Raw genomic sequence first — 21,827 nt, 5'->3', positions numbered from 1 at the left:
TTGAGCGATATTTCCGCCCTGTTTGCGGCAGGCGACGCCCTGAGCGGCGCCGTCAGCGGTTATCAGCCGCGTCAGGGGCAACAGGAACTGGCCGAAGCCGTCGCCGGCAATTTGTCGTGCGACGGCATTTTGTTGGCCGAAGCGGGCACCGGCACGGGCAAGACATTTGCCTATTTGCTGCCGCTCCTGGCATCCGGCCGCAAGGGGCTGGTGTCCACCGCCACGCGCAATTTGCAGGAACAGATTTACGGCAAGGATTTGCCGCTGGTGCGCAAGGTGCTGGGCAGCGTGTCCCGCGTTGCGCTGCTGAAAGGGCGGCGTAATTACCTCTGCCACCATCACTACCACCAGTATCTTGATGATGACTGCACGACGGCGACGGACAAGCGGCAGCGCCGCGCCATCGAGCATTTTTTTGACACGACGGCCGACGGTGATCTGGTCGGCCTGAAAGAAGTGGCGGAAGACGCGCCGGTACTGGCGCGCATCACCTCGACGATTGAGAACTGCCTTGGCCGCGACTGCGCGTTTTACGAAGAATGCTATTTGCAGAAGGCGCGGCAGAAGGCGAAGGAAGCGGATGTGGTGGTCATCAACCATCACCTGCTGCTGGCCGATTTTGCCCTGAAAAGCGAGGGATTTGCGGAAATCCTGCCGGATATTCAGGCATTTGTGATTGACGAAGCGCACCACCTGCCGCAGACCGCCATCCATTTTCTCGGCGACCGTTTTTCGGCGCGGCAACTGCTCGGCTTCATCAACGATGGTGAACACGCCGCCTTGCAGGAAGCGCCGGATGCGCTGGAACTACGCGAGTGCCTGCGCGATTTGAAGCTGCAAAACAGCAAAATCCTGCTGACGGTGCGCCAACCGGCGGAAACACGGCTGGACGAAGAACAACTCGCCGCCCTCCCCGATTTCTGGACGGAACTGCGCCGCCTCGCCGAGCTGTTTGCCCGGTTTCAAAGCCAGCTCAACACGCAGAAGATGCGCGGCAAGCTGCTCGCCCACCTGTACGGACGCGGGCAGGATTTGCAGAAGCTGATTGCCGCCTTCCTCGCGCAGGCGCCTGTCATTGAGGATGAAGACGCCGCCAAGCGGGATAACCACGCGCTTCAGGATGAAGACGCCGTCGGGCAAGACAACGACGCAGCGCAGGACGAATCGCCCGCCGGCGAACCCACCCCCCGCGCCATCTGGCTGGACGTCGGCCCGCGTCACTACACCCTCTGCTCGGTGCCGGTGAATGCTGCCGGACGCTTCGCCACCTGGATTGCGAACAGCAACGCCAGTTGGACGTTTCTCTCGGCGACGCTGGCGGTGAACGGCAGCTTCGCGCATTACGCGCGCGAACTTGGCCTGCGTGACTACCAGTCCCTGCTGCTCGCCAGCCCTTTCGACTTCCGCCATCAGGCATTGCTCTACCATCCCGAAGGCCTGCCCGACCCGAACCATCCGCAATATAACGACGCGCTGATTCAGGCCGTCCTGCCCGTGCTGGCGCGCAGCAAAGGCCGCGCCTTCCTGCTCTTTACCAGCTACCGCGCCATGCACGACGCCGAACGCGCCCTGCAAGACAGCGGCTATCACCTGCTGGTGCAGGGGCGGGCGGGGAAGAACGCCCTGCTCGCCGATTTCCGCCGTCACGACAACGCCGTGCTGCTCGCCACATCGAGCTTCTGGGAAGGTGTGGACGTGCGTGGCGACCGCCTCGTCTGCGTCGTCATCGACAAACTGCCTTTTACTGCGCCGAACGACCCCGTCGCCCGCGCCCGCCACCGCCTGCTCAGCGACAAAGGCCTGTCGCCCTTCATCCACGATACCCTGCCGCAGGCCATCATCACCCTCAAGCAGGGCGTCGGCCGCCTTATCCGCGACCGGAGCGACTACGGCGTCCTCGTCCTCGCCGACCCGCGCCTGACCCGCAAAAACTACGGCGCCACCTTCCTCAACAGCCTGCCGCCCATGACCAAAACGCGTAAAATAGAAGTCATTGACCGCTTCTTCGCTTACCACGAAAACAACAACGGAAAACCGCATGAACCTGCCGACCAGACACAGCACCCTGCTCGCCCTTGATACCTCCGGCCCCGCCTGCTCCGTCGCCGTGCAACACGGCGGCGCGGCCAGCCAGGCCTACGAAATCGAAGCCCAGCAGCACACGCGCGAGCTGCTGCCGCTTATCGACAAACTCCTGCAAAAAAACGGCCTGGAAAAAACCGCCATCCAGGGCATCATCCTGAGCGCCGGACCCGGCGCCTTCACCGGCCTGCGCATCGGCGCAGCGGTCGCCACCGGCCTCGCCACCGCCTGGGACGTACCGCTTCTGCCCATCTCCTCGCTTGCCCTGCTCGCCGCCACCATCCGCCGCCACAGCGGCGCGGAGAAAATCCTCGCGGTGATGGACGCACGCATGGGCGAAGTCTATGCCGGCCTGTACGAAAACGGCGCCTGCACCGGTGCTGACCGCGTCTGCCCGCCGCAAGACATCCCCGCCGACTGGTTCGACGGCGCCCTCGTCGCCGGCGCGGGCACCATCTATGCCGAACACTTCCCGGCTGACGCCAACGTCGCCGAAGACGATTACCTCCCCGAAGCCATCGACGCCTTCAGCCTTATTGACAGCGCCGACTGGCAGCCGCCGCAACAAGGCGTCGAACTGCACTACCTGCGTAACGAAGTCGTCCAGCCCCAGCCATGACCACACCCTTTACTGCGGATCACACCAGCCGCCTCACCGTCCGCATCGGCGACATCAACTACGGCGGCCACCTCGGCCACGACCGCCTCATCACCCTGCTGCACCAGGCGCGCATCGAGCTGCTGCACGCCCTCGGCGCGACGGAAACCGACTGCTTCGGCGCGGGGCTCATCATGCGCCATCTGACCTGCGACTATCGCGGCGAAGCCTTTTTGAACGACACCCTCGACATCGCCATGCGCGTGGACAACCTGCGTAACGCCGCCTACACCCTGCAATACAGCGTGACGAGCGGCGACCGCCCCATCGCGGCCGCTGCCGCCGAAATGGTCGCCTACGACTACCAGCGCCACAAAATCATCGCCCTGCCGCCCGCCTTTGCGGACGCGCTGCACCGCCGCCGCGAGAACCACCATGACCAATAACAACAGCGTCTCCCTCATCCGCAAAGCCATCATCCTGCTGACCGTCCTCATCGTCCTGGTCGTCTTCCTCATCATCTTCCAGTTCACCGACATCGCCTTCCGCGTGTGGGACCGCATCCAGCATACCCCGCCCGCCTTCATCGCCATCTACCTCACCATCGTTGCCCTCATCGCCGCCATCGGCCTCGGCCTCATCTGGAAAATCTGGACCGTCGGCCGCAAGCGGCGCGGGCAGGGCACAACCACTGCCGAAAAAAAACGCCACACCCTCGAAGAACTGCAAGCGCGCGCCGCCGCCGCCCGCGCCCAGGGGGTGGACGTCTCCGCCATCGAAGCCGAACTCGCCGCCATCGAAGCCGAGCCGCAAGAACTCGAACTCGCCTTCTTCGGCAAAATCAGCACCGGCAAAAGCTCGCTCATCCAGACCCTGCTGCCGAACGCCAGCGTTGATACCTCCATCATCGGCGGCTCCACCACCGCCATCGAGCGCTACCACTACGAAAACAACCGGGGCCTCAGCCTGACCCTGCTCGACATGCCCGGCACCCACCAGGCGGGGGCGGATGGCACCCTGGACCGCGAAGTCATGACCGCCGCGCGCCGCGTGCACATCGTCGCCTACGTCATCGACCAGGATCTCACCGAAAGCGACATCATCTCCATCCTGCGCCTGCATGCCTTCGACAAACCCATGCTTGTCGTCCTCAACAAAACCAACCTCTACACCGCAGACGAACTCGCCGAACTCAAAACCCGCATCAAAAGCCGCCTGCCCGACGGCGTCAACTACATCGCCTGCGCCAGCGCCTACCGCCAGAAAATCCAGCGCATCGCCGCCGACGGCAGCGCCACTTGGGAAGAAGAATACCGGGGCGGCGACATCGCGCCGCTCCTGCAAGCCATCGCGCAAATGACCACCGCGCGCGGCACCCTCACCGCGCGCAACCGCGAAGCCCTCTTGAGCCTCGCCCACGAAAACCTCAACCACCGCCTCAGCCACTACCGCCGCGAACGCGGCGAAGCCCTCGTCAAAAACTACGCGCGCAAAGCCATGCTCGGTGGTGTCGCCGCTGTCGGTCCCGGTACCGACATCCTCATCCAGGGCTACCTCGGCATGGACATGTTGAAACACCTCACCCGCCTCTACGACATCCCCGCGCGCGACATCGACCTGCAAACCCTCGTCGAAGCCGCGAGCAGCAAAGTCAAAACCCAACTCACCATCATCCTCGCGCTCGCCGGCAACGTCTGCAAAGCCTTCCCCGGCATCGGCACCGTCATCGGCGGTGCCTCCCACGCCGTCGCCTACGGCCTCATCTTCGAAAGCCTTGGCCGCGCCACCCTGCAAGCACTCGAAAGCGGCAGCGACAACATCAACACCCAGCACATCATCCAAAACTTCGAGGAACAACTGCACAATGAACTGGAAACGCGGGCGCAAAACCTCGTCCGACTCGCTATCGGCCGCGACAAACAAAGCTGACGCCCACCTCGAAAAAGCCCGCGACAGCCTCACCGCCCTGCTTGAAGACAACCGCCTGCCGGAAGATGCCCGCGCCCGCTTGGGAGAAGACTACCGCCAACTGCAACGCCTGCTCGACAAACTCGAAAAAGGCCACGTCCACGTTGCCGCCTATGGCCGTGTCAGCGTCGGCAAATCCGCCCTCTTAAACGCGCTGGCCGGGCGTGACGTCTTCGCCACCAGCGTCCTGCACGGCAAAACCCGTCATAGCGAACAGACCCTCTGGCAAGAATACGACAGCGGCGGCGTGTACCTCATCGACACCCCCGGCATCGACGAAATCAACGGCCAGGAGCGCGCCAAACTCGCCGCCCACGTTGCTCGCCAGGCTGATGCCGTCCTCTTCGTCGTCGATGGCGACATGACCCGCGCCGAATACGAAGCCCTGCTGCAACTGCACGAAAAAACCCAGCCGCTCATCCTCGTCCACAACAAAGCCGACCGCCTGAGCGACGCCGACCGTGCCACCCTGCACAAACACCTCATCCGCCGCACCGCCGGCATCATCCCGGCCGAGCGCATCGTCTCCGCCAGCGCCCGCCCCGAAACCTACCGGCAAATCCGCATGGATGCCGACGGACGCGAGATTGAGACCACCGTCCGTCCCGAACCCGACATCGCCGCATTAAAAAGCGTCCTCTGGCAACTCCTCGAAGCCGACGGCAAAAGCTACGCCGCGCTGAACGCCAGTGTCTTCGCCGGAAAACTCTCCGAACGAGTCGGTCGCGAAATCATCGCCGCGCGCAAACACCTCGCCGACCACATCATCCGCCAATACGCCCTCATCAAAGCCGTCGGCGTCGCAGTAAACCCCATTCCCGCCGTGGACCTGCTCGCCCTCGCGGCGGACGCCAGCATGGTCGTGCACCTCTCGCGCACCTACGGCATCGACATCACCCGCCACCAGGCAGGCGAACTCGTGCGCACCATCGCCGTACAAACCGGCGTGCTGATGGGCGCGGTATACGGCGTGCAGGCCCTCTCCTCGCTGCTCAAAGGCCTCACCGCCGGCTTCTCCACCATCCTCACCGCTGGCGCGCAAGGCGCAGTGGCCTACTACGGCAGCTACGTCATCGGCAAAGCGGCCGAACACTACTTCGCACAAGGGGCGAGCTGGGGCGAAGCGGGCGCCAAACCCGTCATCGAAGAAATCATGCGCGACCTCGACAAAGACCGCCTGATGCAGGAAGCCAAGCAGAGCATCGCCCAATACCTGGGCAAAAAAACAGGAGAAGAATAAGGCAGGGCGGGGAAGTCAGGTTTTACCCCGCTTGATAGCTTCCTCAGCCGCTGCATGGGCAAAAGAACCCGTTCTGTGCGTGCTACCATGAAAATTTTCCCCACGAGGTTCCCCCATGCACTATCAAACCCTGCTGCAAGCCATCGAAAACCGCCGTTCCATCTACGCCCTCAACCGCGACCTGCCGCTGCCCGCCGGTGAAATCGCCACCATCATCAAACATGCGCTTTATCACGCCCCCTCACCCTTCAATACCCAATCCACCCGCCTGCTGGTGCTGTTTGGCTGCGAGCATGAACGTCTGTGGGACATCGTGGCGGATGTGTTGCGCGCTACTGTCTCCGCCGACAAGTTTGCCCCCACCGCGCAAAAACTGGCGGGATTCCGCGCCGCTGCCGGCACCATCCTCTTTTACGAAGACAGCGACATCATTGCCGGTCTGCAGCAGCGTTTCCCCACTTACGCCGACACTTTCCCCGGCTCGGCGGACAAGGCTGATGCCATGTTGCAATATGCCCTGTGGACGACCTTCACCGCTGCCGGTATCGGTGTAAATATCCAGCACTACAACCCGCTGATTGACGCCGAAGTCGCGAAAACCTGGGACATCCCTGCCCACTGGCGCCTGCGTACACAAATGCTCTTCGGCGGTATTGCTGCGCCTGCGGGCGAGAAAAGCCATGAACCGCTGGATACCCGCATCCGCATCTGCGGCCTGTGATATCCCGTAAAGCCAGCATTTATCCCGCTTGGTGGCGCCCCAAACCCGAAAAGCGCATGCAGAAATTTCGCCTGCCTGTGATTGTCTAAATACACGACGGGTGACACTTACCCGCCCCAACCGACGGAGGCTCCCATGCCCTGGAAAACCCAAAGCGCAAAAGAACAACGCATAGAACTCGTTACCCTCGCCCGCAAGCCAGGCGCCAATATCAGCGAACTCGCGCGCCGCTTTGGCGTCAGCCGCAAGACCGTCTACAAATGGCTCAAGCGTGATGACATGGACGATCGTTCCCGCCGCCCGAAGAACAGCGCCAAACGCGTCCCGCCGCGGCAAGGCGCGATACAATCCCGCCCGCAATCCCCTATCCGGGACAATCCCATGACTCCTCCCTACCTCGACATGCTGCTTGATGCCGTCCGCCGCCCGCAGGAACGCCTGCTGCGCACCATGGACGGCCTCAGCCTCGCCCAACTCAACGCCCTGCCCGTGGCAGCGAGCGCACCGACTATCAAAAGCATCGGCTGGCTCATCTGGCATACCGCGCGCGAACAAGACCTGCAAATCGCTGCCTTGGCGGGCATGGAAGCACTGTGGACGCGCGACGGCTGGAACCGCCGCTTCGCCTTCGATCTGCCTGATGACACCGAAGACTGGCGGCACACCCCGGCGGAAGCGGCGCAAGTCATCATCCGCGATGCCGCACTGCTGCGTGACTACCTTGCCGCTGCCACCCAGGCGGTCATTGACTACCTGCAACAACTGCCGCCGGACGCCTTGCCCGACATTATCGACCGGCACTGGAACCCGCCTGTCAGCCGCGCCGTGCGCCTCATTTCCATCATCGACGATGCCGCCATGCATTCCGGACAGGCGGTGTATGTGCGTCGTCTGCTGGGACTCACGGATTAACCCATGCAAAACTTCGTCGCCCTTGATTTCGAAACTGCCAACCGCAACCCCAGCAGCGTGTGCAGCATCGGCCTGGTGTTCGTCGCGAACGGCCGGCTTGTGGACAGCTACTACCGCCTGATCAAACCCATCCCCGACTACTACAGCGCCTTCAACACCGGCATCCACGGCATCACGGCCGCCAACACCCGCCGCGCGTCACGCTTCCCCGACATCTGGCAGGAAGTGCTGCCGAAAATCGCCGGCCTGCCGCTGGTCGCGCACAACAGCCCGTTTGACGCCGGCTGCTTGCGCGCGGTGCTCGCAGCTTACGACCTGCCGCCACAAGAAAACCGCTTCTACTGCACCTGCCGCCAGGCGCGCAAAACCTTCCCCGAACTGCCCAACCACCGGCTCGCTACCGTTGCCCACTACCTCGGCATCCCGCTTGACCGCCACCACCACGCCCTCGCCGATGCCGAAGCCTGCGCCCGCATCGCCCTGCGCGTCTTCGCCGACCACCCCCACTAAAACCATGGAACAAACCACCCTTTTCACCGCCGCCGACGAAGAAAACCAGCCGCTGGCCGCCCGCCTGTGTCGCGCTGAACACCCTCGAACTGGCCGTCAAAAACAGCACCGCGCGGGACAACTGCCTCCACCTCAACCGCCGCCAAATCCACTGCGACAAAAACGGCGAAGAGCACTACAACATCATCTTGGCCCTGCATAAAACCATGCGCAACAGCGACCCCGATGGCGAGGGCTACCAGCTCGCGCACTACCACGCGGACAAACTGACCACCATGCAGACCATGCCGGATAACCTCATCGGCCGGGAATACTACTTCCCGACGGAAGAAGACCACGAACAGCGCTTCAAGGCGCGGCTGGAACAAATCAAGCGCCGGAAAGCAGAACATTAGGGCGGGCTGGGCGCCGCTTCTTGGTCTTCCATCCGGAATCTGCTAAAAACGGCAGCGCGCACCGCCCATCCCGACAAATGACACCTCCCCATGACCCGCCTCAGCATCATCCTCACCACCGCCCTTGCCCCGCTGATCTGGGGCAGCACCTACCTCGTTACCGCCGAATTTCTGCCGCCGCAGCGGGCGATGGGCAAATACCGATAATGCCGCCAAGCGGGATAAAACCTGGGCTCTTGGCTGGCTGCCCTGCATTACCCCTGTAATTCTGCCGCGATACGCGAGAAGCCGGCGATGTAATCCACCTCGCGTTCGTCTTCGCGCACGCCGAGGTAGATGTGTTTGAAGATGCCTTCTTCACCGAGACGCAGGCAGACAAGCGGCATCTCCGCTGCCTGCTGTTCTATCAGCCAGCGCGGCAATGCGGTCACGCCGCGTCCCGCCGCGACCATTTGCAGAAGGATTTCCGTGGTTTCAATGGTTTTGTGCGCCGCCACGCCCCGGTTGGCGGGGAGCAGGAAGGCCTGGTAGATGTCGAGGCGTTCGGTCGGTACTGGGTAGGTGATCAGGGTTTCTTTTTCCAAATCCGCCGGATAGGCGACAGTCTGCCGTGCCAGCGGGTGATCGCTGGCGACCACCAGCACTTGTTCATAATCAAAGACGGGGGTGAACACCAGGCGCTCGCCGAAGACGGGGTCGGGGGTGATCAGCATGTCGATTTCGTAGGCGTAGAGCGCGGCGACACCTTTGAACTGGAATTGTTGTTTGACGTCCACATCCACGCGCGGCCAGGCGGCGAGATACGGCGCGACGACGCGCAGCAGCCACTGGTAGCAGGGGTGGCATTCCATGCCGATGCGCAAGAGCCCCTGGCCGCCGCCGGCGTAGTGGCGCAGCTGGTTTTCGGCATGCTCGAATTGTGGCAGCAGGTTTTGCGCGAGCTGATGCAGGTAGCTGCCCGCCTGGGTCAGGCGCAGGCTGCGTCCTTCTTTCACCCACAGCGGTGTGCCGACCTGTTCTTCCAGTTTGCGCGCGGCGTGGCTGAGGGCGGATTGGGAAAGGCAGAGGGCATCGGCGGCGCGGGTCAGGGTGCCGTGTGCGACGACGGCGCGAATCAGCGCCAGGTGTGAGCGTTCCAGCATGGTGGGGGTTCCTTCGGGAAAAACGTCATCATGAATGACTTTCATGAAGTGATGCAAATTTGCCATTTCCTTTCAACTTTACCTGCCGTTATAGTGCGCGCGTTTTTTCATCCAAACCTCACGGAGAATGTATGACAACCATCCACAATCTTGGTTTCCCGCGCATCGGCGCCAAACGCGAGCTGAAATTTGCCCTCGAAGCCTACTGGAAAGGCGAGAGCACTGCCGCTGAATTGCAAGAGGTCGCGAAAGCCCTGCGCGCGCGCCACTGGCAGAATCAGGCCGGCTTTGACTATGTGCCGGTCGGCGATTTCACACTGTATGACCACATCCTCGACATGAGCGTCACCCTCGGCAATCTGCCGAAGCGTGCCTATGAAGGCGGTGGCGACGGGCTGGATGCGTTTTTCCGTACCGCGCGTGGTCGCAGCCCCATCGATAAGGGCGCTGGCGTGGCCGCCGGCGAGATGACCAAGTGGTTCAACAGCAACTATCACTACATCGTCCCCGAATTCGACAAGGACACCCGGTTCAAGCTCAACCCGCAGCGTCTGCTGGATCAGATCAAGGAAGCGCAAGCGCTCGGCGTGAAAAGCGTCAAACCCGTCATCGTCGGCCCCGTCACCTACCTCTGGCTCGGCAAGAGCAAGGATGATTCCAACCGCCTTGACCTGCTCGAACGCCTGCTGCCCGTCTATAAGCAACTGCTGAACGAACTGGCGCAAGCGGGGGCAGAATGGGTGCAGGTGGATGAACCCGCGCTGGTCACCACCCTGGATCAGGATTGGCGTCACGCGGTCAAGACCGCTTATCACGAGCTGAACCGCACCGTGCCGAAAATCCTGCTCACCACTTATTTCGGCGACTTCGGCGACAACCTCAACCTCTTGCACGACCTGCCCGTGGATGGCGTCCACCTCGACACCATCAACGCCGCTGGCGAAATCAACAAACTTGTGGACCTGCTGCCGGCAACCAAAATCATCTCGCTTGGCGTGGTCGATGGCCGCAACATCTGGAAGGCTGACCTCAACCGTCTGCTCGGCACCCTTGAACCCATCCGTGACCGTCTTGGCGACCGTCTCTGGCTGGCACCAAGCAGCTCGCTGCTGCACGTGCCGGTTGACCTCGCCCAGGAAGACACGCTGGACGTCGAAATCAAAAACTGGCTGGCGTTCGCCCTGCAAAAACTCGACGAACTGCGCATCCTGAAAAAAGCGCTTGACAGTGGCCGCGACAGCGTCAAAGCCGAACTGGACGCCAATGCCGCCGCTCTTGCCGCCCGCCGCGCCTCGCCCCGCGTCCACAGCGAAGCCGTGAAAACACGCGTCAAAGCCGTTACCCCGGACATGGGCAACCGCCAATCGCCCTACGCCGCGCGCGCGCCGAAACAGCACGCTGCTATCCAGCAGCCGCTCTTCCCGACCACCACCATCGGCTCCTTCCCGCAGACCGTCGAAATCCGCAAATCGCGCAGCGACTTCCGCAAAGGCGCCATCAGCGAAGCACAATACATCGAAGACATGCAGGCCGACATCCGCCAGTGCGTGAAAATCCAGGAAGAACTGGATATCGACGTCCTCGTCCACGGCGAAGCCGAACGTAACGACATGGTCGAATACTTCGGCGAACAGCTTGACGGCTACATCTTCACCCGCTTCGCCTGGGTACAGTCCTTCGGCTCGCGCTGCGTCAAACCGCCGGTTATCTACGGCGACATCTCGCGCCCGAAACCGATGACCGTCTTCTGGTCACAATACGCACAATCGCTGACCAGGCGCCCGATGAAAGCCATGCTCACCGGCCCGGTCACCATCCTCAACTGGTCTTTCGTCCGTGACGACCAGCCGCGCTCCGAAACCTGCCTGCAAATCGCGCTCGCCATCCGCGACGAAGTGCTCGACCTCGAAAAAGCCGGCCTCGGCGTCATCCAGATTGACGAACCGGCGCTGCGTGAAGGCCTGCCGCTGAAAAAAGACCAATGGCAAACCTATCTGGACTGGACCGTCTTCGCCTTCCGCGTCTGCGCCAACGGCGTGGCAGATGAAACCCAAATCCACACCCACATGTGTTACAGCGAATTCAACGACATCATCCAATCCATCGCCGACCTGGATGCCGACGTCATCACCATCGAAACCTCGCGTTCCGACATGGAGCTGCTCAAAGCCTTCGACGACTTCAACTACCCGAACGAAATCGGCCCCGGCGTGTACGACATCCACTCGCCGAACGTGCCCAGTGTCGAAAGCATGGTGGATCTGATGGACAAAGCCATCGCCCGCATCCCGAAAGAACGCCTCTGGGTCAACCCGGACTGCGGCCTGAAAACCCGCGCCTGGCCGGAAACCAAAGCGGCGCTCGCCAACATGGTCGAAGCGGCGAAAATCCTGCGCAAAAAATACGCCTGATAAAGCATGTATAAACAGAGCGGTGCTTCGGCACCGCTTTTCACATCCACCACAAGAGGAAACCCCCATGCACCACCACAATCTTCCCATCACCGCCATTACCCTGGGCCTGCTCACCGCCTGTGGTGGTGGCGGCGACAACAACACAACCACCAACCCGCGGCATGGAGCGGGCAATTACAACAATTGACAAGCATAGCCCGCATAAACAGTTTGCAGTAGCCGCAGGATGGATACCTGAATCCGGCCCATTGCTGCGCTTTCAGACAACCTCAGGCGGCGGGAAAACAGTCTGCAAAAATTTGCTACACTCCGGCCAGCGGCAATACTCTTTTTCCCTTTTCAAAACAGACAGGAGCGGCAAGATGAAGCAAACCATGATGAACACGGCAGCGGGCACGTTGGTGGCAGTGCTATTGGGCGGCGCAGCTTTGGCACAAGGCGTAAGTGAGGGCTATATCAACGAAGAAGTGTTGCGTGACAATCACGGGATACAACAACAGCCAACCTACTCCGGCCCCACCGCCGCTGAAATACGCGCCTGGGAGCAGCGCGAGGCGGAGGTGCAAGCCGAAATCGCGGAACTGCGCCGCACGCCGTTTTACATGGCCATCGCCTATGATTTCGACACCCGCCAATCCATGTGGAGCGGCGGCTATATTTCCGAGCACCGAGCCGTGGAAGAAACCCTGAAGCAATGCAGCTCGTCCAATTGTCGGGTTATCAGAACTTTTGCCAACACCTGCGCCGCCGTGGTTGAGCCAGACAACCGGGCAAAATCGGCGGCAGATATTTTCGTTGCCTTAGATAAGGATGACAGGCAGGCAGCGACCAAAGCCATGCACTCCTGCGAAGCGCAGCACGGCGCGGGCAATTGCAGCTATTGGCAAGTCCGTAAACCCTTGTGTACTGGCTACGATTACAGTATCTACGGCCAGCATTAAGCCAGTTACAGCCAAAAGGCTACCTGAAATTTCAGGTAGCCTTTTGCCAAGTGTAACCTGCACAAGTGACTTGCAGCTTCCGCCGCCCATGTGCCACTTCGTTTTATTTTTCGGCCCGCAGGAACTTCGGCCCACCGTTCCAAGCCTAACAGCGGGCTGCCTATATGACACTTTTCAGATAGCCTTCAAGCAGCAGGGGCGGTTGGCGAAATTTTGTTACACTCCGGCCAGCGGCAATACCCTTTTTCCCCTTTCAAAACAGACAGGAGCGGCAAGATGAAGCAAACCATGATGAACACGGCAGCGGGCGTATTGGTGGCGCTGCTATTGGGCGGCGCAGCTTTGGCACAAGGCGTAAGTGAGGGCTATATCAACGAAGAAGTGTTGCGTGGCAATCACGGGATACAACAACAGCCAACCTACCACGGCCCCACCGCCGCTGAAATACGCGCCTGGGAGCAGCGCGAGGCGGAGGTACAAGCCGAAATCGCGGAACTGCGCCGCACGCCGTTTTATATGGCGGTTGCCTATGATTTCGGTACGTTTGAAATCATGTGGGCCGGTGGCTATTATTCTGAACGCCGGGCAGTTGAGAGAAGCTTGGCACAATGCAAAACATCCAATTGCCGGGTATTTGCAACCTTCTCAAACGCTTGCGCCGTGGTTACGCGCCCGGACAGGGGCGCGCGCTCAACAGAAGATTTGTTTGTCGGCATTGATACCGACGACTCAAGAGCCGCGGCCAAATCCATACAAGCCTGCGAAGCCCGACATGGGCAAGGGCAATGCAGCTATTTGAACCCGCGTACTAAAAACGGCATGGCTTTCTGCACGGGCTACGATTACAGTATCTACGGCCATCGTTAAGCCGGTTACAGCCAAAAAGGCTACCTGAAATTTCAGGTAGCCTTTTGCCAAGCGTAACCTGCACAAGTGACTTGCAGCTTCCGCCGCCCATGTGCCACTTCGTTTTATTTTTCGGCCCGCAGGAACTTCGGCCCACCGTTCCAAGCCTAACAGCGGGCTGCCTATACGACACTTTTCAGATAGCCTTCAAGCAGCAGGGGCGGTCTGCGAGACTTTGTTACACTCCGGCCAGCGGCAATACCCTTTTTCCCCTTTCCAAACAGGAGCGGCAAGATGAAGCAAACCATGATGAACACGGCAGCGGGCGTATTGGTGGCAGTGCTATTGGGCGGCGCGGGCTTGGCTTGGGCACAACTCACACCAGCGCAAATTCAGCAACAAGAATTCCAGCGGCAGCAAAACGAAATCGGTATGTATTACCAACAGCAGCAGAATAATCAGCAAGCTACTCCACGCGGCCCCACCGCCGCCGAAATACGCGCCTGGGAGCAGCGCGAGGCGGAGGTGCAAGCCGAAATCGCGGAACTGCGCCGCACACCGTTTTATATGGCGATTGCCTATGATTTCGACACCCGCCAATCCATGTGGAGCGGCGGCTATATTTCCGAGCACCGAGCCGTGGAAGAAACCCTGAAGCAATGCAGCTCGTCCAATTGTCGGGTTATCAAAACGTTTGCCAACACCTGCGCCGCCGTGGTTGAGCCAGACAGCCGGGCAAAATCGGCGGCAGATATTTTCGTTGCCTTAGATAAGGATGACAGGCAGGCAGCGACCAAAGCCATGCACTCCTGCGAAGCGCAGCACGGCGCGGGCAATTGCAGCTATTGGCAAGTCCGTAAACCCTTGTGTACTGGCTACGATTACAGTATCTACGGCCAGCATTAAGCCAGTTACAGCAAAAAGGCTACCTGAAATTTCAGGTAGCCTTTTGGCTGTAACCTGCACAAGTGACTTGCAGCTTCCGCCGCCCATGTGCCACTTCGTTTTATTTTTCGGCCCGCAGGAACTTCGGCCCACCGTTCCAAGCCTAACAGCGGGCTGCCTATACGACACTTTTCAGATAGCCTTCAAGCAGCAGGGGCGGTCTGCGAGACTTTGTTACACTCCGGCCAGCGGCAATACCCTTATTCCCCTTTCAAAACAGGAGCGGCAAGATGAAGCAAACCATGATGAACACGGCAGCGGGCGTATTGGCGGCGCTGCTGTTGGGCAGTGCGGGCTTGGCCTGGGCGGATGGTTTCGATCCGTGGCTGGCAGACGGGCTGAACAAGCAAATCCAGCAGAACCGCGAAGCACAACAACAGCCAACCTACTCCGGCCCCACCGCCGCCGAAATACGCGCCTGGGAGCAGCGCGAGGCGGAAGTGCAAGCCGAAATCGCGGAACTGCACCGCACGCCGTTTTATATGGCGGTTGCTTATGACATCCCAAACCGGCGGGTGGTGGCTGCCGGCGGCTACCGCACTGAAGCCCGTGCGGTGGAAGAAACCATGCGCCAGTGTGGTCGTGGCAGAAGCTGCCATCTGGTAGCCACTTTCGCCAACACCTGCGCCATGTTCGCCTATCCCGACGGCGGGCCAAACGGGCCGTCTGATTTCTTTGTCGGCAAAGACCATAACGGGCAGCAGGCCATCGTGCAGGCGGTGCGCGCCTGCGAAGCGGTGCACGGCCACAACCAATGCAGCTATGCTGATGTGCAAACAACCCGCACTGGCGATACGTTCTGCACGGGCTACGATTACAGCGTGTACGGGCAAGATTGACATTGGATTGGGTATCGGCAAAAGGCGACCTGAAAGCGCAAGCTGCAACGCAAGTAAAACAGGCCACGCGAGTTTCTGCGAAGTCGCCGCAGGCCGGACACCTGTATCCGGCGGCCCGACCCGCCACCATGCGGCGTTGTTACTGGGTCCGTCAAGCGGGATAGCGACGCGGTTTGTAGAAGAGGGTAGGGTGGCTGCCACGCGGCGTAATGGCTGGATCCGTAATGATGTGAACCTCTCTGTGTTTTTCACACAAAACCCCGCATCGTTAATACCAAATCCACGGCATTAGCGTTAAAATACGGTTAGTTTTCCCGCCACCGAAGAGGTAACTCTATGAATATCAAGACGATTAAATTCGCAACGTTCGATGATCAACGTCCCGGTACTTCCGGTCTGCGCAAGACAGTGCCGCATTATCAGCAGCCGCATTACACCGAAAGTTTCATCCAGTCCATCTTTACCTCGCTGGGCGGCGTCGCCGGCAAAACGATGGTGCTCGGTGGCGACGGGCGCTATTACGGCGCAGAGGCTGCCGCCATCGTGCTGAAAATGGCGGTGGCACAAGGTGCGAAGCTGGTGCTGGTTGGTGAGAACGGTCTCCTGTCCACGCCTGCTGCCTCGCACGTCATCCGCCACTATCACGCCGATTTCGGCATTATTTTGTCAGCCAGCCACAACCCGGGTGGCAAGGATGGCGATTTCGGCATCAAGTTCAATCTCGCCGCCGGGCAACCCGCGCCGGAGCATGCCACAGAAGCAGCCTTCGCCGTATCCAAGTCGCTCACGGAATACACCATCGCCGATGTCGAATTGCCGTCTTTGGCCACACCAGGCAGTTACCGCCTGGGCGACACGGAAATCCGCGTCATCAGCAGCACCGCCGATTATGCTGACCTGATGGAATCGCTCTTCGATTTTCCCGCCATCAAGGCGCATATTGCCAAGCATCCGTTTGTGTTTGACGCGATGCACGCCGCGACTGGCCCGTATGCGATTGAGGTTTTCAGCAAGCGCCTCGGCCTGCCGCAGAATTTTCTGCTGAACACCAAGCCCCTGCCCGATTTCGGCGGTGGTCACCCCGACCCGTCACCCGCGCATATTGATGAATTGGAAGCGGCGATTGCCGCCAACCCGGCAGTGGTGATGGGCGCGGCCAGCGATGGTGACGGCGATCGCAACTTGATTACCGGGCGCAAGCATTTTGTGAATCCTTGCGACAGTCTCGCGGTGATTGCCGACAATCATCAGTTCATCCCCTGCCTGCGCACACTGAAAGGTGTCGGGCGGACGATGCCGACCAGCCGCGCCGTGGATGCAGTCTGCACCGCGCGTGGCCTGAACTGTTATGAAACGCCGACCGGCTGGAAGTATTTCGCCAATTTGCTGGACGCCGACCTGATCCACCTCTGTGGCGAGGAAAGCTTCGGCACCGGCGGTAACCATATCCGCGAGAAGGACGGCATCTGGGCGGTACTGTGCTGGCTCAACCTGCAAGCCGCTACGGGCAAGACGCCGGATGACATCATCGAGGCACACTGGAAGAAATATGGCCGCCACATTTTCAACCGCTTCGATTACACCGCGCTCGACAAGGCCACTGCCGACGAAATGCTGAAACAATTTGAAATTCAGCTGGAAAAACTGCGCGGGCAAACGGTAAGCGGGCTGCTGATTACCGATGCGCAGCAGTTTAATTATGTGGATCCGACCAACGGTGAAACCAGCCCCGGTCAGGGTCTGCAAATCCAGTTCGGCGAGCAGGCGCGCATCATCTGCCGCCTCTCCGGCACCGACAGCCGTGGCACCACCCTGCGCATGTATGTTGAATACTGGCAATCAGACGTAGATACCCCGCCCGCACTCGCCGGTACTACCTCGACGCTCGCCACGATGGCGCAAGGCATGATGAATCTCGAACACTATTGCCAACGCACTCAACCCGACAACATCGTTTAAGGTAAAAGGACATGACGACAATGAGCACACTGCACGAAAAACTGAAGTCCCACAAAGACACCATCCAAAGCAAAACCCTGAGTGAATGGTTCGCCGCCGAACCGGGTCGTGTGCAGGAATGGACGCTACACCACGCCGGTATCTATCTTGATCTCTCCAAAAACCATATCAACGCGCAAACCAAGGCACTGTGGCAACAATGGGTGGATAGTGCGGGTGTCGCCGAAGGTATCGCCGCCATCACCCGGGGCGACAACGTCAACACCGGCGAACACCGCCCGGCGCTGCACCACCGCCTGCGTGCACCTGCCGATCAGTCCTTCGTCGTTAACGGCGAAGACGTCAGCCCGCACATCCGCGATGTGCGGGCGCGCATGAAAAACATCGCCGAGCGCGTGCGCAGCGGCGAATGGAAAGGTTTTGACGGCCAGGCGATTACCGACGTCATCCATATCGGCATCGGCGGTTCCGAACTCGGTCCGCGCCTGCTCTGCACCGCCTTCAAACACCTCGCTGATGAGCGTATCCGCGTCCACTTCCTTGCGACCCCGGATCCCGTCAAAATCAGCGAACTCAAACGTCGCCTCAACCCGGCCACCACCCTGCTGATTGCCGCGTCCAAGAGCTTCGGCACCGAAGAAACCCTCTCCAACGCCGGTTACATGCGCGAATGGTTACGCGCGGCAGGCGGAGAGAAAGCGGACGAACAAATGATTGCCCTCTCGGCCAACGTCGAAAAAGCTGCTGCCTTCGGCATTGCCGCCGAACGCGTCCTGCCCTTCTGGGATTGGGTCGGTGGGCGCTTCTCGCTGTGGTCGGCTATCAGCCTGCCGTTCATCCTGCAAAACGGTTACGAAGCCTACGAAGACCTACTCGCCGGCGCGCATGAAATGGACAAACACTTCCAGACTGCGCCGCTGATGGCGAACATGCCAGTGTGGCTGGCAACGCTTGAAGCGTGGTACAACCACTATTACAACTGGAACAACCGCGCTGTCATCACCTATTGCAACTCGATGGAACCCTTCCCGCAATACCTGCAACAGCTTGATATGGAAAGCCTTGGCAAACGCGCCAACCGCGAAGGCAAACCGCTGACCAAACCGAGCGGCATCATCGTCTGGGGCGGCACCGGCACCGAAGCGCAGCACGCCTTCTTCCAGCTCATCCATCAAGGTCAGCGCAACATCCCGATCGACTTCGTCACCGTCAAAACCCCGCCGAAAGGCTACGAAGACGCACAACGCATCATCCACGGCCACTGCACTGCGCAGGCCGAAGCCCTGATGCGTGGCCGTGACGACAGCGACCTGCAAAATATTCCTGAGAACGAGCGCTACCAGCGTACCTGTCCGGGTAACCGCCCCAGCACCACCATCATCCTGGATGAGCTGACCCCGGCGAATCTTGGCGCCTTCATCGCCCTGTACGAACACAAAGTCACCGTGCAGGCCATCCTCTACGACGTCAACGCCTACGACCAATGGGGCGTCGAACTCGGCAAAGTGCTGGCAAAAGGTACCGAAGCGAGTCTCGCGGGCAGAACCGGCGAACACGATCCTTCCACCACCGCCATCATCAACTACCTCAAGAGCTGATAGGCGCTATCCGCACAAAGCCCCTGAATGGGGGCTTTGTTTCGCGTAATTAAAACATCAGAATCCGGGACTTATTTTCTGACAATTTACATAAACGCATCATCTTGTAATACAAGTTGATTTTTATTTAAATTTGATGTTAATCAATACGTTAAAAACAAATCAATTTGCTATAAATTTATAAAAAAATATAATATCTGCAGTCAGAAAGTGGTTGCCATAGTATTCGCAGCCGCAAGTAACAGTTTCATTTTTCATGCACATAGGAGTAATCATGCTAACCAAAACTGAAAATCGCCCTGCCGCTTGGGCTAACTTCATCGCTGGGGATTGGGAAAACAGCGTTAACGTACGCGATTTTATCCAGAAGAACTACACCCCGTATGAAGGCGACGGCAGCTTCCTCGCCCCAGCCACCCCCGCTACCACCAAACTGTGGGACAGCGTGATGGAGGGTGTGAAAGAAGAAAACCGCACCAAAGCCCCGCTGAAAATCGACGCCGACATCGTTTCCGGCATCAACAGCCACGCGCCTGGCTATATTGACAAAAATCTTGAAGTTGTTGTCGGCCTGCAAACCGATGAACCGCTGAAACGCGCCATCATGCCTTACGGCGGCATCAAGATGGTCATGGATTCCTGCAAGATCTATGACACCCCGCTCAACGAGCAAGTGAAAAAAGCCTTCACCGAATACCGCAAAACCCACAACCAGGGCGTATTCGACGTCTATACCCCGGACATCCGTCGTTGCCGTAAATCCGGCGTACTGACCGGCCTGCCGGACGCTTTACGGACGTGGCCGCATCATTGGTGACTACCGCCGTGTCGCCCTTTACGGTATTGATTTCCTGATGGCTGACAAAGTCAAACAATTCAACTCCTTCCAGGCTGACCTCGAAGCAGGCAAAGACCTGGAAGAAACCATCCGTCGTCGCGAAGAGATCGCCGAGCAGCACCGCGCCCTCGGCCAAATGAAAGAAATGGCTGCCGCTTACGGTTACGACATTTCCGGCCCGGCCACCAACGCCAAAGAAGCGGTACAGTGGACTTACTTCGGCTACCTCGCTGCCGTCAAATCCCAAAACGGCGCCGCCATGAGCTTTGGCCGCGTTTCCACCTTCCTTGACATCTACATCGAACGCGATCTGAAAAACGGCGTCATCACCGAAAGCGAAGCGCAAGAAATGATTGACCACCTCGTCATGAAACTGCGCATGGTTCGCTTCCTGCGTACCCCGGAATACGACCAGCTCTTCTCCGGCGACCCGATTTGGGCGACCGAATCCATCGGCGGCATGGGGCTTGATGGCCGTACGCTCGTTACCAAGAACAGCTTCCGCTTCCTGCACACCCTCTACAACATGGGCCCGTCGCCGGAACCGAACATGACTATCCTCTGGTCCGAACAACTGCCGGTCGGCTTCAAACACTTCTGCGCGAAAGTCTCCATTGATACCTCCTCCATTCAGTACGAAAACGACGACTTGATGCGCCCGGACTTCAACAGCGATGACTACGCTATCGCCTGCTGCGTCAGCCCGATGGTGGTCGGCAAACAAATGCAGTTCTTCGGTGCCCGCGCCAACCTTGCCAAAACCCTGCTGTATGCCATCAACGGCGGCGTTGACGAAAAATCCAAAGACCAGGTCGGCCCGAAAATTGCCCCGCTCACCGATGAAGTGCTCGACTATGACACCGTCATCACCCGCATGGACAACTTCATGGATTGGCTGGCTACCCAGTACGTTACCGCGCTGAACTGCATCCACTACATGCACGACAAATACAGCTACGAAGCTGCACTGATGGCGCTGCATGACCGCGACGTTTATCGCACCATGGCTTGCGGGATTGCCGGGCTTTCCGTCGCTGCCGACTCGCTCTCCGCCATCAAATACGCCAAAGTCCGCCCGGTGCGCGACGAAAATGGCATCGCCGTTGACTTTGAAATCGAAGGCGAATACCCGCAATTCGGCAACAATGATGAACGCGTGGACAGCATCGCCTGCGACCTCGTCGAACGCTTCATGAAGAAAGTTGCCAGCCACAAGATGTACCGTGGTGCCACCCCGACCCAGTCTGTGCTCACCATCACCTCCAACGTCGTGTACGGCAAGAAAACCGGCAACACCCCGGATGGTCGCCGTGCTGGCGCACCGTTTGGCCCAGGCGCCAACCCGATGCATGGTCGTGATGTGAACGGTGCGGTTGCTTCCCTGACCTCGGTCGCCAAACTGCCGTTTGCCTACGCCAAAGATGGTATCTCCTATACCTTCTCCATTATTCCGGGCGCCCTCGGCAAAGACGACACCACGCGTCAGGCTAACCTTGCCGGCCTGATGGATGGCTACTTCCACCATGACAATGACATCGAAGGTGGTCAGCACCTGAACGTCAACGTCTTGAACCGCGAAATGCTGATCGAAGCGATGAACGATCCGGAACTCTATCCGCAGTTGACCATCCGCGTCTCCGGCTATGCCGTCCGCTTCAACTCACTCACCAAAGAGCAGCAAATGGACGTCATCACCCGCACCTTCACGCAAACCATGTAAGACACTGTCGTGCCCAAAAAGTGCCGGGGTCTTCCCCGGCACTTTTTATGTTTGCTACCTTCGTAGCGGTGACAAGCCCAGTATCTACGCCGCTTGGCGAGCCCAGTATTGATGCCGCTTGATGCAATGTTGTCGTGCACGAAGGCCTGACGCCAAACC

General features: G+C 59.6%; 17 protein-coding genes and 4 pseudogenes. 20 read left to right on the top strand and 1 reads right to left on the bottom strand.

Features of this window, described 5'->3' with window-relative positions; all coding sequences use genetic code 11:
• The 11 genes and pseudogenes from yoaA to DY250_RS14925 form a co-directional block, all read left to right on the top strand.
• The gene (yoaA, locus tag DY250_RS09270; protein WP_115612052.1) at positions 1 to 2,079 is read left to right on the top strand and encodes a DNA repair helicase YoaA; all 2,079 of its coding nucleotides are present in this window, start codon (positions 1 to 3) and stop codon (positions 2,077 to 2,079) included.
• Positions 2,039 to 2,701 (top strand): tRNA (adenosine(37)-N6)-threonylcarbamoyltransferase complex dimerization subunit type 1 TsaB, encoded by a 663-nt coding sequence (gene tsaB / locus DY250_RS09265; RefSeq protein ID WP_115612051.1) that lies wholly within the window; start codon positions 2,039 to 2,041, stop codon positions 2,699 to 2,701. Before yoaA ends, tsaB begins: the two co-directional genes overlap by 41 nt.
• Positions 2,698 to 3,126: an acyl-CoA thioesterase gene (locus DY250_RS09260; protein ID WP_115612050.1), complete on the top strand. Its 429-nt coding sequence runs from the start codon at positions 2,698 to 2,700 to the stop codon at positions 3,124 to 3,126. Before tsaB ends, DY250_RS09260 begins: the two co-directional genes overlap by 4 nt.
• A complete protein-coding gene (locus DY250_RS09255) occupies positions 3,116 to 4,609 on the top strand; it encodes a GTPase (protein WP_115612049.1) in 1,494 nt (497 codons plus the stop codon). Before DY250_RS09260 ends, DY250_RS09255 begins: the two co-directional genes overlap by 11 nt.
• A complete protein-coding gene (locus DY250_RS09250) occupies positions 4,545 to 5,888 on the top strand; it encodes a GTP-binding protein (RefSeq protein ID WP_115612048.1) in 1,344 nt (447 codons plus the stop codon). The genes DY250_RS09255 and DY250_RS09250 overlap by 65 nt, the downstream gene beginning before the upstream one ends.
• 115 nt (positions 5,889 to 6,003) lie before the next feature.
• Positions 6,004 to 6,609 (top strand): nitroreductase family protein, encoded by a 606-nt coding sequence (locus DY250_RS09245; protein ID WP_115612047.1) that lies wholly within the window; start codon positions 6,004 to 6,006, stop codon positions 6,607 to 6,609.
• Positions 6,610 to 6,744: 135 nt separating this feature from the next.
• Positions 6,745 to 6,945: pseudogene (locus tag DY250_RS14935) on the top strand (helix-turn-helix domain-containing protein); the annotation flags it as partial.
• A 45-nt stretch (positions 6,946 to 6,990) separates the two neighbouring features.
• On the top strand, positions 6,991 to 7,521 hold the full coding sequence (locus DY250_RS09240) for a mycothiol transferase (protein WP_342772562.1): 531 nt from the start codon (positions 6,991 to 6,993) through the stop codon (positions 7,519 to 7,521).
• 3 nt (positions 7,522 to 7,524) lie between these two features.
• On the top strand, positions 7,525 to 8,031 hold the full coding sequence (locus tag DY250_RS14625) for a 3'-5' exonuclease (RefSeq protein WP_115612045.1): 507 nt from the start codon (positions 7,525 to 7,527) through the stop codon (positions 8,029 to 8,031).
• A gap of 62 nt (positions 8,032 to 8,093) precedes the next feature.
• A pseudogene (locus DY250_RS14930) lies at positions 8,094 to 8,426 on the top strand (AAA family ATPase); the annotation flags it as partial.
• A 90-nt stretch (positions 8,427 to 8,516) separates the two neighbouring features.
• Positions 8,517 to 8,612: pseudogene (locus tag DY250_RS14925) on the top strand (EamA family transporter); the annotation flags it as partial.
• Positions 8,613 to 8,680: 68 nt separating this feature from the next.
• Here the strand turns inward: DY250_RS14925 and DY250_RS09220 are convergent.
• Positions 8,681 to 9,634: a LysR family transcriptional regulator gene (locus DY250_RS09220; RefSeq protein WP_172542312.1), complete on the bottom strand. Its 954-nt coding sequence runs from the start codon at positions 9,632 to 9,634 to the stop codon at positions 8,681 to 8,683.
• A 65-nt stretch (positions 9,635 to 9,699) separates the two neighbouring features.
• Between DY250_RS09220 and metE the strand changes: the two genes are divergently transcribed.
• The 9 genes and pseudogenes from metE to pflB all read left to right on the top strand — a co-directional run bounded on the left by metE (position 9,700) and on the right by pflB (position 21,668).
• On the top strand, positions 9,700 to 11,979 hold the full coding sequence (gene metE, locus DY250_RS09215) for a 5-methyltetrahydropteroyltriglutamate--homocysteine S-methyltransferase (protein WP_115612043.1): 2,280 nt from the start codon (positions 9,700 to 9,702) through the stop codon (positions 11,977 to 11,979).
• A gap of 67 nt (positions 11,980 to 12,046) precedes the next feature.
• Positions 12,047 to 12,169, top strand: coding sequence for a hypothetical protein (locus DY250_RS14770; RefSeq protein ID WP_281270370.1), 123 nt, complete (start codon positions 12,047 to 12,049; stop codon positions 12,167 to 12,169).
• A gap of 175 nt (positions 12,170 to 12,344) precedes the next feature.
• Complete coding sequence (locus DY250_RS09210; RefSeq protein WP_172542310.1) at positions 12,345 to 12,923, top strand: DUF4189 domain-containing protein; 579 nt, start codon at positions 12,345 to 12,347, stop codon at positions 12,921 to 12,923.
• A gap of 276 nt (positions 12,924 to 13,199) precedes the next feature.
• Positions 13,200 to 13,790: a DUF4189 domain-containing protein gene (locus DY250_RS09205; protein WP_115612041.1), complete on the top strand. Its 591-nt coding sequence runs from the start codon at positions 13,200 to 13,202 to the stop codon at positions 13,788 to 13,790.
• A 273-nt stretch (positions 13,791 to 14,063) separates the two neighbouring features.
• Positions 14,064 to 14,675, top strand: a complete 612-nt coding sequence (locus DY250_RS09200) for a DUF4189 domain-containing protein (protein ID WP_115612040.1) — start codon at positions 14,064 to 14,066, stop codon at positions 14,673 to 14,675.
• 269 nt (positions 14,676 to 14,944) lie between these two features.
• Entirely contained in the window at positions 14,945 to 15,553 is a 609-nt protein-coding gene (locus tag DY250_RS09195) for a DUF4189 domain-containing protein (RefSeq protein ID WP_115612039.1), read from the top strand.
• A 336-nt stretch (positions 15,554 to 15,889) separates the two neighbouring features.
• Positions 15,890 to 17,512 carry an alpha-D-glucose phosphate-specific phosphoglucomutase gene (locus DY250_RS09190; protein WP_115612038.1) on the top strand — a complete coding sequence of 541 codons (1,623 nt, stop codon included), beginning with the start codon at positions 15,890 to 15,892 and terminating at the stop codon, positions 17,510 to 17,512.
• Between the two features lie 11 nt (positions 17,513 to 17,523).
• A complete protein-coding gene (pgi, locus tag DY250_RS09185) occupies positions 17,524 to 19,110 on the top strand; it encodes a glucose-6-phosphate isomerase (protein ID WP_115612037.1) in 1,587 nt (528 codons plus the stop codon).
• A 274-nt stretch (positions 19,111 to 19,384) separates the two neighbouring features.
• A pseudogene (gene pflB / locus DY250_RS09180) lies at positions 19,385 to 21,668 on the top strand (formate C-acetyltransferase).
• The last annotated feature ends 159 nt before the right edge of the window (positions 21,669 to 21,827 follow it).

The organism is Cardiobacterium valvarum (assembly GCF_900460955.1).
Lineage (GTDB): Bacteria > Pseudomonadota > Gammaproteobacteria > Cardiobacteriales > Cardiobacteriaceae > Cardiobacterium > Cardiobacterium valvarum.
The sequence above is the reverse complement of the archived record's forward strand: the minus strand, read 5'-3'. Positions and strand labels throughout refer to the sequence as shown.